A 12,034-nucleotide genomic window follows, 5' to 3' on the forward strand; every position below is an offset into this window, starting at 1 on the left:
GGGCTGTCACGCCGCTGGCAGGGCGAATTTCCAGAACTGGGTTTCCGCGCCTTCGATCCCGTAGTCGCTGTCATTGGCGAGGATCAGGTTGCCGTCGCCAAGGGCCAGCATGCCTTCAAGGTCACCGCAGACTTGTTCGTGGTCATCGCTCGACAGGACCAGCTGTTTGGCCATCACTGGCGCACAGCCGGCCTGACCCCGTTGCTCCAGCGTGGGGCGGTGGTCCGGATCGAGGAATTGCGCGGCAGTGCTTGCCGTGTCGTCCGGACTGACGCGGTAGATGTGGGTGGACAGCGTGACCCGTTCGAGCACCAGCAAGCTGCCGTCCGGCAGGCTGGCGAGTTCGCTGACCTTCACATCGCTCTTCGCCACAGGGCCGGCAGCGCAGTCGCGGACGAACGACAGCGGGGCGTCCAGGGGATAGATATATTCGGCGCGAAATTTTGCCGTCTCGGGATCTAGCGCCCAGATGCGGACCGTGTCGCCATCCTCGTGGGCCGCCCTGTCCGGGTGGGCCAGCGGGCTCTGGAAGGCGGCGAAAAGCGTTGCGCCATCGCGCGACAGGGCAAGTGCCTCAATTCCCCGGTTCAGCTTGCGGGCCAGGCTGATGGCGGGGAGGTTCTCCTCGACCGGAATCGAAGAGCCTGCGAACAGGTGCCCAGCGCCTTGGGGGACGATCCGCTTCAGGACCACCCCGTCCGCCCCGGTCAGCAGGAGCGAGGGGCCGTATTCCTCGGCGATCCAGAAGTGGCCATCGGGCAATGCGGCAATGCCTTCGGTATCGACGCCGTTCGCCGTTGGGGCAAACGGCTTGCCATCAATGGCGAACACCGGCTCAGTCTCCATGCCGGCCAGCGTCGGCGGCGCGAGGCCCGAAAGCAGTGTGCCATCGGGAGCACGCAGGGGCATGACCGCTTCAAGCTCGACTCTGTCCCCAACCAGCCGGAACCGCGCGATGGCAGGGCCGGCATCCGGCAGCGGCATGATCTTCGCGCCCTCTGCCCCTGCCAGCGGCGCGAGGAGGGCAAGGCCATAGCGCCGTATGGCATCGGCTGGCTTGATGTTCGGCCCCCGGTCACCCACGCCCCAGAACACGCCCGCCGGATCGCCGGCGCGTTGGGTCAGCCCGGAGGTCAGGCTGCGGGTCAGGACCATCGTTCCCGCTGGCATCGCCAGTTCGGCAAGAAGCTGGTCGGTCCAGCCAAGGCGCTGTGGGCTGGTCAGCTTCAAGTCCTATTGCGGCCGGTTGGCGAGCAGGTGTTCGACCACGGATGGATCGGCCAGCGTTGAGGTGTCGCCAAGGTTCGACACGTCATTCTCGCCGATCTTGCGCAGGATGCGGCGCATGATCTTGCCGGATCGGGTCTTGGGCAGGCCGGGGGCGAACTGGATCACGTCAGGCGTTGCAATCGGGCCGATTTCATGGCGCACCCATTGCACCAGCTCCTTGCGCAGGGCCTCATCGGGCTCAACATTGGCGTTGGTCGTGACAAAGGCGTAGATGCCCTGGCCCTTGATGTCATGCGGCATGCCGACCACAGCAGCCTCGGCCACCTTGGCGTGGGAGACGAGCGCAGATTCGATTTCGGCGGTGCCCATGCGGTGGCCCGATACATTGATCACGTCATCGATACGCCCGGTGATCCAGTAATAGCCATCCTCGTCACGGCGGCAGCCGTCGCCGGTGAAATAGAGGCCCTTGAAGGTGCTGAAATAGGTCTGGAAAAAGCGGTCATGATCGCCCCAGACGGTGCGCATCTGGCCAGGCCATGAATCGGTGATGACCAGGCAGCCGTCAGTCGCGCCTTCAAGGAAATTGCCCTCGGTATCGACCAGCGCCGGCTGCACGCCGAAGAACGGCCGGGTAGCAGAGCCGGGCTTGAGCGGGGTCGCGCCGGGTAGCGGCGTGATCATCGCCGCGCCCGTTTCAGTCTGCCACCAGGTATCGACGATGGGGCAGCGGCGCTCACCGACAACCTTGTGATACCATTCCCACGCCTCGGGATTGATCGGCTCACCCACCGATCCCAGCAGTCGCAAGGTCTTGCGGCTGGTTTTGGTCACCCAGTCGTCGCCTTCGCGCATCAACGCTCGCAAGGCTGTCGGCGCGCCGTAGAAGATCTCCACGCCGAACTTGTCGACCACTTGCCAGAAGCGGCTGGGATCGGGGAAGTTGGGCACGCCTTCGAACATCACCGTCGTCGCGCCGTTCATCAGCGGGCCGTAGACCACATAGGAATGGCCAGTCACCCAGCCCACATCAGCTGCGCACCAGTAGATCTGGCCGGGACGGTAATCGAACACGTACTCATGCGTGATCGCAGCCCAGACGGCATAGCCGCCAGTGGTGTGCAGCACGCCCTTGGGCTTGCCGGTGGAGCCGGAGGTATAGAGGATGAACAGCGGATCTTCCGCGCCCATTTCTTCAGGTGGACAGTCGGTGCTGGAAGCGGCAAGTGCCTGATGCCAGTCGACATCGCGGCCTTCGACATGAGCGACGTCTGCCCCGGTGCGGCGCAGGACGAAGACGGTGTCGACGCAGGTGCAGTGACCCGCGGCTTCATCGACATTGGCTTTCAGCGGAACTTTCTTGCCGCCGCGCAGGCCTTCATCGGCGGTGATGACCACGCGGCTGTCGCAATCCTGTATCCGGCCGCCGAGCGCTTCGGGGCTGAACCCGGCGAAGACGATTGAATGGATCGCGCCGATCCGCGCGCAGGCGAGCATGGCGACCGCGGCTTCGGGCACCATCGGCAGGTAGATCGTCACCCGGTCGCCCTTCTTCACCCCGCGCGCCTTCAGCGCATTGGCGAAACGGCAGACGTCTTCGTGCAACTGGCGATAGGTGATGCGACGTTCGGGCTCGGATGGATCGTCGGCCTCCCACAGGATCGCCACAATATCGCCGCGCTCTTCAAGGTGGCGGTCGAGCGCATTGGCGCAGAGATTGAGCGTGCCGTCACCAAACCAGCGGATGCCGAAGTCGGCCTCGTGAAAGCTCGATTCCTGGACTGTGGTGAAGGGCTTGATCCAGTCGATCCGCTGCGCCTGCTGCCGCCAGAAGCCTTCGGGATCGTTGACCGACTGGCCGTACATCTCGAAGTAGCCCGCCTCGTCGACCAGGGCATTGGCGGCCCATTCTGCGGGGACGGGATAGATTGCTTCGGCCATTGCGGCGGTCCTCTTCCTTGGTTATCCCTGCCTTGGCCCAAGCGAAGGGGCGGTTTCAAGCCCGTTCTGCGCTGGTGTCAAAAAGAAGGGCTGGCACTGCGTCCGACCGGCCAAGAGGGGGCATGGATTGACCGAGGAAAGCACGCTGGCAAAGCACCATCAGGCCACGCAGAACGAGAAGCTGGTGATTGCCGCAAGCTCGCTCGGCACGGTGTTCGAATGGTATGATTTCTACCTCTATGGCCTGCTGGCGACATTCATTTCCAAGGTATTTTTCGCCGGGGTCAACGAGACGACGGGTTTCATCCTGGCGCTCGGGGCTTTTGCCGCAGGCTTCGCCGTGCGGCCGTTCGGCGCGATTGTCTTCGGGCGCATCGGCGACATGGTCGGGCGCAAGAACACGTTCCTTGTCACCATGGGGATCATGGGCTTGTCGACTTTCGTCGTCGGCCTGCTGCCGGGATATGAGGCATGGGGCATCGCTTCGCCCGCGATTCTGGTTGTGCTGCGCCTGCTGCAGGGGCTGGCGCTGGGCGGCGAGTATGGCGGCGCGGCTACATACGTTGCCGAACATGCGCCCAACAACAAGCGCGGACTCTATACCAGCTTCATCCAGATCACCGCGACCTTTGGCCTGTTCGCCGCGCTGCTCGTTGTGCTCGGCTTCCGCACCTGGCTGGGTGAAGAGGCCTTCGCGGCTTGGGGTTGGCGCTTGCCGTTCCTGATCTCGATCATTCTGCTGGGCGTGTCGATGTGGATCCGGATGCAACTGAGTGAAAGCCCGGTCTTCCAGAAAATGAAGGACGAAGGCACGACCTCCAAGGCACCGTTGACCGAAGCATTCGGGCGCTGGGCCAACCTGAAATTCGTGCTGATCTGCCTGTTTGGCGCCGGCATGGGCCAAGCGGTGGTCTGGTACGGCGGGCAGTTTTACGCCCAGTTCTTCCTTGAAAAAACCATGAAGGTTGATGGCGCAACAACCAACGTGCTGATCGCCACGGCCCTGCTGCTGGGCATGCCGTTCTTCGTGTTCTGGGGTTGGCTATCCGACAAGATCGGCCGGAAGTTCATCATTCTGGGCGGCTGTGCGCTCGCGGCCCTGACCTATTTTCCGGCGTTCCACGCCTTGGCCGGGGCAACCAATCCGGCGCTGGTCGCGGCGCAGGCAAGCGCTCCGGTGACGGTTCACGCGGACCCTGCAACCTGCGCCTTCCAGTTCGATCCCATCGGCAAGCAGACCTTTGACCGCACGGGCTGCGATGTCGCCAAATCGTGGCTGGCCAGGAACGGGATCAACTATGTGAATGTCGAGGTGCCTGCAGGCACGTCGACGAAAGTGAGTGTCGGTGCAAACGAACTCATATTTCGCGACCTTGGCGGTGACCCGGCACAGACGATTGCCGCTCTGGCCAAGTCGGATCAGGAGCGCTTGAAAGCCGTGGCCGTGGCTGCCGGTTACCCTGCCAAGGCCGACAAGGCAGCGATCAACAAGCCGCTGGCCATCGCCATCCTGTTCTACCTCGTCCTGCTGGTGACCATGGTCTACGGACCGATCGCGGCCATGCTGGTCGAGCTGTTCCCCAGCCGCATCCGCTACACCTCGATGTCGCTGCCCTACCATATCGCCAACGGCTGGTTCGGCGGATTTCTGCCTACCACGGCCTTCGCCATGGTCGCGGCGCGCGGAGATATCTACTTCGGGCTGTGGTACCCGGTGATCATTGCGGCGATCACCGTGGTCATCGGGCTGCTGTTTCTGCCGGAGACCTTCAAGCGCAACATCGACGATTGACCGCAAGCCACTGCACTTGACACGCCCCGTAACCCCCGTCAATTGGTCTTACCAAATTGGCGGGGCGAGGGATTCGATGAAGATTACAGCAGCACGAGTCATCATCACCTGCCCGGGGCGCAATTTCGTCACGCTGAAGATCGAAACCGATCAGGGCGTTTACGGCATCGGCGATGGCACGCTCAATGGACGCGAACTATCGGTGGTTGCCTACCTTGAGGAACACGTGATCCCCTGCCTGATCGGCATGGATCCGCGCCGGATCGAGGACGTTTGGCAGTACCTCTACAAGGGCGCCTACTGGCGGCGCGGCCCAGTGACCATGCGCGCGATCGCGGCGGTCGACATGGCGCTGTGGGACATCAAGGCCAAGATGGCGGGAATGCCGCTCTACCAGTTGCTCGGCGGCCGCAGCCGCGACGGCGTGATGGTTTATGGCCACGCCAATGGCAGCGACATAGCCGAGACGGTGGACGCAGTCGGCCAGTATATCGACATGGATTACAAGGCGATCCGCGCGCAGACCGGAGTGCCGGGCATCAAGGACGCCTATGGGGTCGGGCGCGGCAAGCTGTACTACGAACCGGCCGATGCCAGCCTCCCCTCGGTCACTGGCTGGGACACGCGCAAGGCGCTCAACTACGTTCCGAAGTTGTTCGAGAAGCTGCGCGAGACTTACGGCTTCGACCATCACCTGCTCCACGATGGCCACCACCGCTATACTCCCCAAGAAGCGGCGAACCTCGGCAAGATGCTTGAGCCCTACCAGCTTTTCTGGCTGGAGGATTGCACCCCGGCGGAAAACCAGGAAGCCTTCAAGCTGGTTCGCCAGCACACCGTCACTCCGCTCGCCGTGGGCGAGATTTTCAATACGATCTGGGACGCCAAGGACCTGATCCAGAACCAGCTGATCGACTACATCCGCTGCACTGTCGTCGGCGCGGGCGGGATCACGCACTTGCGGCGGATTGCCGATCTGGCGGCGATGTACCAGATCCGCACCGGCAGCCATGGTGCGACAGACCTCTCACCCGTCACCATGGGCTGCGCGCTGCACTTCGATACCTGGGTGCCAAATTTCGGCATCCAGGAATACATGCGCCACTCCGAGGAAACCGACGCGGTCTTCCCGCACGATTACCACTTCGAGGCGGGCGAGCTGTTCTGTGGCGAGACCCCCGGCCACGGCGTCGACATCGATGAGAAGCTGGCGGCGAAGTATCCCTACAAGCCCGCTTACCTGCCGGTTGCGCGGCTCGAGGACGGGACGATGTGGAGCTGGTAACCGGACGCTAAGAAGCGGCCAGCCGCGCTTTCACCAGCTCGGCCAGCTCGCGGCGGGCGACCTTGTTCGAATGAAGCAGCGGCACCTCGGCGCGGGCGATCGGCACCCAGCGCCGGGGCACCTTGTAGCCGGAGAGCTTGCGGCGCATTTCGGCCTCAACCTCTGCGAAGTCGGGCGCTTGCCCTTCGGTCGCGATTACGGCTGCGACCACAATCTGCCCGCGATCATGGTCGGGCACGCCGAATACGTAAGCTGCCTCGATGCCTTCCAGTGCCATCAGTTCCATCTCGACCTCGGCGGGCGAAACGTTGGATCCGGCAGTCTTGATCATGTCCCCGTCGCGCCCGACGAAGTGCACGCGCTTGCCGTCGACCTCGCACATGTCGCCGGTGCGGTAGTAACCGTCCGGGGTGAAGTAGGTGTCGCGCTCGATCTTGTGCAGCCCCGGCGTCACCGGATAGCCACGCACCTGCATTTCGCCCACGCCGCCGTCGGGCACCGGCTGGTTGTTCTCGTCGGCGATACGGATTTCGTACCCGTCGGCGAAGTGATCGAGGGGCGCGCACAGCGGCCGTCCGGGGGCGCGGAATTCGTCTCCGGCATAGGAATAGGGGCCGAGAGTCTCGCTCATCCCGAGGCCCCACCACGGCTTGGGCTGACGCGACAGCATGGCGAGATCTGCCTCGGTCAGCACCGATCCCATGGCAACACGGCTGTTGTTCAGGGTCTTGCCCGGACAGACGCACGTCGCCCCGGCTTGCAACGCAGGCATCAAGTACATCATCAGTCCGCCGATCCAGAACATCGGCAATTGCGCCGTCACGTCCTTGCCACGCTCGATGTTCAGCATCTCGCGCAGGTAGGCGGTGCGGAACAGTACCGGGCCGTGGTTGTGCCGCACACCCTTGGGCAGCGCCATCGATCCCGATGTATAGATTTCCACCATCTGGTCGGCAGGGTGAACCTCGGATTCGACCGAGAGGAGCACCTCCTGGCTCACCATGCCCGCATCGCCGGTGATCGCGCCAAGGTCGATCATGCGCGCGGGCAAGCCTTCGCCGGTCGATGCCGCCCAGCGGAGATACGGAACCTCCGCCAGTGTGAGCGGCCCAAGGCCCGGTTGATCCAGCGCAGGCAGCGCCTCGGCCAGTCGCTCGGCATAGTCATAACCCATGAATCGGCGCTGGACGATCAGCCCGCCCACGTCCGACTGACGCAACACGCGTACCAGTTCGCCGGCTCGGATCATCGTCGAGATCGGCACCGCGACCGCGCCGATGCGCGCCGTCGCCGCCAGCATCAGCACAAAGCCGGGGCCGTTGCCGTAGATGAAGCCGACCCGCGATCCCTTGCCAACGCCGCGCGCCAGCAGCCCGCGCGCCAGTTCTGCCGACTGGCGTTCGAGCGCGGCGAAGGTGATTTCCTCCGGCTGCCCGTCATCACCATCGGCGCGAACCGCCACGGCCTCGCCATAGGTGGCCGCTGCCGCGCGGATCAGTTGCGGAAAGGTGCGCGCGTCTTCGGGTTTGGCCAATGGTATTCTCCCGCCGGCATCGCTGTGCAGGCGGCGCAGACTTCGCGCGGTGCAGAGCGGCTGGCAAGGGCTGCCCGACAAATTCGCCTCTGCGGTGCGCGGCGGGGAGGGCCGGCTTGCCGGTGTGGGAAAGTGCCGAGCGGTTCGCGCAGACCATCGCCGCGCCGCCGCAATCCTGCTACCAGTGCTCATGTTCGGGAGGGAGTTTGCCAGCATGATGCGTTTGTTCGCCCGCACCGCCTTAATGCTCGGCGTAGCCCTGCTCGCCTCCTGCACGCCGCGCGCCAGCGGCCCAGCGACCGAGGGCGTGACCGATGCGATGCTCACCACACCGCCCGAAGGCGAGTGGCTGTCCTATGGCCGCGACCCGTCCGAGCAGCGCTTTTCGCCGCTGAAGGCCGTCAACGACGGCAATGTCAGCCAGCTTGGCCTGGCCTGGGCGGCCGATATGGAAACCGCGCGCGGGCAGGAAGCCACGCCGCTGATGCATGATGGCACGCTTTACGTCACCACGGCCTGGTCGATCCTCAAGGCCTATGATGCGAAAACCGGGCGGCTCAAGTGGAGCTACGATCCCAAGGTGCCGCGCGAGACGCTGGTGCGCGCCTGCTGCGACGCGGTGAACCGGGGCGTCGCGCTCTATGGCACGTCGGTCTATCTTGCCACGCTCGATGGCCGGCTGATCTCGCTCAAGCAGTCAAACGGGGCGCTGATGTGGTCGGCGCTCGTCGTGCCGAACCAGCAGGATTACACGATCACCGGCGCGCCACGCATCGCGAACGGGCTGGTCCTGATCGGCAGCGGCGGCGCGGAATACAAGGCGCGCGGCTTCCTCGCGGCATATGATCACCGCACGGGCGAACAGATCTGGCGATTCCACACCGTGCCGGGAAATCCGGCGGACGGGCAAGAAAGCGCAGCGCTGGAGAAGGCCGAAAAGACCTGGGCCGGCAAGTGGTGGGAACTCGGCGGCGGCGGCACCGTGTGGGATTCAATCACTTACGATGCCAAGACCGGCCTCGTCCTGTTCGGCACTGGCAATGCCGAACCATGGAACCCGGCTGCGGCGGGACGACAAGGGGATTCGCTCTATACCTCGTCAGTCGTCGCGGTTCGCGCGGATACTGGCGAATATGTCTGGCACTTCCAGGAAACGCCCGAGGACCGCTGGGACTACGACAGCAACGCCCAGATCACGCTGGCCGACATCGAGATCGGCGGCAAGATGCGCCATGTCGCGTTGCACGCGCCGAAGAATGGCTATTTCTATGTGCTCGACGCAGGCACGGGCGAGTTCCTCTCCGCCGGCGCTTTCTCGCCGCAGAACTGGACGACCGGGATCGATGCCAAGACCGGCCGACCGGCGATCAATCCCGAGGCGCGCTATGAGAAGACCGGCAAGCCGTTTATTGGCATGCCGGGCGTGGCCGGGGCCCATTCGTGGCAGCCGATGAGCTACAGTCCGGCCACCGGGCTGGTGTACATTCCCGCCAACATCGCCGCATTTCCCTATCTTGCAGCGCAGGGCTGGAAGCCGAGCGAGATCGGCTTTCAGCTTGGCCTCGATTCCGCCGCTGTGGCCATGCCCGCCGTGCCGCAGGTCCGCGCCGGGGCCATGACCGCGACGACCGGAGCCCTGCTCGCGTGGGATCCGAAGACGCAGAAGGCGGCGTGGTCTGTGCCGCACGCCGGCCCGTTCAACGGCGGCACCCTGGCGACAGCGGGCAACCTGGTGTTCCAGGGCGACGCGGCGGGGAATTTCAGTGCCTATGCGGCGGACAAGGGCCGCAAGCTCTGGTCCTTCCCGGTGCAAACGGGCGCGATTGCCGCGCCGATGTCCTACGCCATCGATGGTGATCAATATGTCGCGATCCTCGTCGGCTGGGGCGGGCTGTGGGACCAGTTCTCCGGCGTGCTGGCGCACAAGAGCGGGGCCACGCGCAACATCAGCCGGCTGTTGGTGTTCAAGCTGGGTGCCAAGGGGCAATTGCCGGCGCCCGTGCCGCTCAGCAAGCTGCCGCTCGACCCTCCGGCTTTCACCGGCACGAAGGAGCAGGCTGCACTCGGGGCCGGGTTCTATGCCCGCTATTGCACCGCCTGCCACGGCGATGCAGCGGTGGCGGGCGGGCTCAATCCGGACCTGCGCCGTTCGGCCGTGCTTGGCAATCCAAAGACCATGCAAGCCATTGTCCATGACGGCGCGCTGTCACCGCCGGGCGGCGGCAACGGCATGGTCTCGTTCAAGTCTGCGCTGAAGCCCGCCGATATCGAGTCGATCCGCCAGTACCTGGTTGTGCGCGCCAATGAAGACAAGGCGCTGGGCGAGCGCTAAGGGGATCGCTATGATCAAGAGGAATCTCGCGTGACCATAGACCTGTCTCAGATCCGCGCCATCGACATGCACGTTCATGCCGAAGTTTCGTGCCACGATCCCGAAGACCCGGTGATGGGCAAGTTCTTCGATGCCGCCAGCGCCTATTTCAAGGCCCCGCGCGAGCGGCCGAAGATGCCGGAGATTGCGCAGCTCTACCGTGAGCAGAACATCGCCTTCTGCCTGTTCACCGTCGATTGCGAGAGCGGACTGGGGGCCAAGCGCGTCTCCAATTACGAGATCGCCGAATTCGCCGCGCAAAACGCGGACATCTGCATTCCCTTCGCCTCTATCGATCCGCGCAAGGGCAAATTCGGCGCACGCGAGGCGCGCGACCTGATCGAGAATTATGGCGTGCGGGGCTTCAAGTTCCACCACATCCTGCAGGACTGCGATCCAGCGGACCGCGTCGGCTACCCGATCTACGAAGTGATTGCTGAGCACCGGCTGCCGGCGATCTTCCACACCGGCCATTCGGGCATGGGCACCGGCATGCGGGGCGGCGGCGGGGTGCGGCTCAAGTGGGGCCAGCCGATGCTGGTCGATGATGTCGCGGTGGATTTTCCCGACATGAAGATCGTGCTCGCTCACCCGTCATGGCCGTGGGTCGATGAAAGCCTGTCGATGGCGCTGCACAAGGAAAACGTGTTCATCGACCTGTCGGGCTGGTCGCCGAAATATTTCCAGCCGCAGATCATCCAGCACGCCAACACGCAGCTGCGCAAGAAGATGCTGTTCGGCAGCGACTTTCCGCTGATCCACCCCGACAAGTGGATCGAAGCGGCCAAGACCGTCGGCTTCAAGGACGAGGTCATGCCCGGGATCATGAAAGACAACGCCGCGCGTCTGCTCGGACTGGCCTGATGGCAGGCTTTGTCCTCATCCACGGTTCGTGGCACGGCGGCTGGTGTTTTGACCTGCTCGCCGAGGAACTGGGCGCGCGCGGGCATGAAGTCGATGCGCCGATGCTGCCGGGGATGGGCGGCACAAAGGAAGAGCTTGAGGCGGTGACGCTGGACGGCTGGGGCCAGTTCGCCGCCGATCGCTGCCGCGCGATGCGGGAACGGTTGGGCGGCGCTCCGGTCATTCTTGCCGGGCACAGCCGGGGCGGACTGGTGATTTCCGCCGCTGCCGAGATTGACCCGCGGGCGATGGACCGGCTCGCCTATATCTGCGCGATCATGCTTCCAGCTGGCATGAGCCGGGCAGAATTCAAGGCGCTTGAAGGGCCAAACCCTGACTTTGATGCGATCATCATTTCGGTCGAGGACGGCGCGGGGACCATCGTCGATCCGACTTTGGCGGGGGCGGTTTTTGCTCAGGCCAGCCCGCCTGAACTGGTCGAACAGGCCTTGCCCAAGCTCACCATCGAGCCGCACGGCGTTCGCTCGACGCCGGTACCGGTCACGCCGGAGCGCTGGGGCAGACTGCCGCGCACCTATATCGAATGCACGCTGGACCGGACGATCCCGCTATCCAGCCAGCGCAAGATGCAGGCCCTGTGCCCCGGCGCGGCGGTCATCACGCTGGAGGCCGATCACAGCCCCTACCTGTCACAGCCCACGGCGCTGGCCGACGCGCTGGAGGCGGCGCTTCCCTAAAAAGGAGGGCCGGTCCATAAAGAAAACCCGGAGCACTTGCGGTGCCCCGGGTTCCCGATTTCAGCAATTTAGCCGGGATCAGCCAGCGCGGCTGCCGCTCAGCGGCATCGAGCCGAATGCGCCGGCCTTGACGTCGCCAGTGATGGTGTCGCCATCGACGCTCGCGGTGCAGTCGAGCGTCATCGGCATCGGCACCTTCATGTCCATCGACCAGGTCAGTGTGTTGCCATCGACCTTGCCGTTGTTGACGTCCATCGCGCCCATGCCGCCGGCGAGCGAA

The 12,034-nt window shown here is 64.3% G+C and carries 8 protein-coding genes and 1 pseudogene; 5 read left to right on the top strand and 4 right to left on the bottom strand.

Annotated elements, in window-relative coordinates:
• Positions 1–6: 6 nt before the first annotated feature.
• Positions 7–1,230 (bottom strand): esterase-like activity of phytase family protein, encoded by a 1,224-nt coding sequence (locus RMO89_RS09440; RefSeq protein WP_310532732.1) that lies wholly within the window; start codon positions 1,228–1,230, stop codon positions 7–9.
• Positions 1,231–1,233: 3 nt separating this feature from the next.
• Positions 1,234–3,171, bottom strand: a complete 1,938-nt coding sequence (gene acs / locus RMO89_RS09445) for an acetate--CoA ligase (protein ID WP_310532734.1) — start codon at positions 3,169–3,171, stop codon at positions 1,234–1,236.
• A gap of 127 nt (positions 3,172–3,298) precedes the next feature.
• On the opposite strand from acs, the gene RMO89_RS09450 reads away from it, so the two are divergent.
• Entirely contained in the window at positions 3,299–4,963 is a 1,665-nt protein-coding gene (locus tag RMO89_RS09450; protein WP_310532736.1) for an MFS transporter, read from the top strand.
• Between the two features lie 76 nt (positions 4,964–5,039).
• Positions 5,040–6,248 (top strand): D-mannonate dehydratase ManD, encoded by a 1,209-nt coding sequence (gene manD, locus RMO89_RS09455; RefSeq protein WP_310532738.1) that lies wholly within the window; start codon positions 5,040–5,042, stop codon positions 6,246–6,248.
• A gap of 7 nt (positions 6,249–6,255) precedes the next feature.
• Here manD and RMO89_RS09460 read toward each other — a convergent pair whose 3' ends face one another.
• Positions 6,256–7,782, bottom strand: a complete 1,527-nt coding sequence (locus tag RMO89_RS09460; protein WP_310532740.1) for a class I adenylate-forming enzyme family protein — start codon at positions 7,780–7,782, stop codon at positions 6,256–6,258.
• 214 nt (positions 7,783–7,996) lie between these two features.
• Here RMO89_RS09460 and RMO89_RS09465 point away from each other — a divergent pair, with 214 nt between their 5' ends.
• The 3 genes from RMO89_RS09465 to RMO89_RS09475 are packed head-to-tail and all read left to right on the top strand — an operon-like array spanning position 7,997 to position 11,754.
• Complete coding sequence (locus tag RMO89_RS09465) at positions 7,997–10,114, top strand: PQQ-dependent dehydrogenase, methanol/ethanol family (RefSeq protein ID WP_310532741.1); 2,118 nt, start codon at positions 7,997–7,999, stop codon at positions 10,112–10,114.
• A gap of 30 nt (positions 10,115–10,144) precedes the next feature.
• Positions 10,145–11,017, top strand: a complete 873-nt coding sequence (locus RMO89_RS09470; RefSeq protein ID WP_310532742.1) for an amidohydrolase family protein — start codon at positions 10,145–10,147, stop codon at positions 11,015–11,017.
• Entirely contained in the window at positions 11,017–11,754 is a 738-nt protein-coding gene (locus RMO89_RS09475) for an alpha/beta fold hydrolase (RefSeq protein WP_310532744.1), read from the top strand. The genes RMO89_RS09470 and RMO89_RS09475 overlap by 1 nt, the downstream gene beginning before the upstream one ends.
• 78 nt (positions 11,755–11,832) lie before the next feature.
• On the opposite strand, the pseudogene RMO89_RS09480 reads toward RMO89_RS09475, so the two are convergent.
• Positions 11,833–12,034 (bottom strand): annotated as a pseudogene (locus RMO89_RS09480) (hypothetical protein); the annotation flags it as partial.

The organism is Novosphingobium sp. (assembly GCF_031424035.1).
In the GTDB taxonomy this organism is placed as follows: Bacteria; Pseudomonadota; Alphaproteobacteria; order Sphingomonadales; family Sphingomonadaceae; genus Novosphingobium.

Excerpts from the sequence above, each read along its gene's own strand:
- acs (WP_310532734.1), bottom strand. The coding sequence starts at position 3,171 with ATGGCCGAAGCAATCTATCCCGTCCCCGCAGAATGGGCCGCCAATGCC.
- manD (WP_310532738.1), top strand. The coding sequence starts at position 5,040 with ATGAAGATTACAGCAGCACGAGTCATCATCACCTGCCCGGGGCGCAAT.
- RMO89_RS09465 (WP_310532741.1), top strand. The coding sequence starts at position 7,997 with ATGATGCGTTTGTTCGCCCGCACCGCCTTAATGCTCGGCGTAGCCCTG.
- RMO89_RS09475 (WP_310532744.1), top strand. The coding sequence starts at position 11,017 with ATGGCAGGCTTTGTCCTCATCCACGGTTCGTGGCACGGCGGCTGGTGT.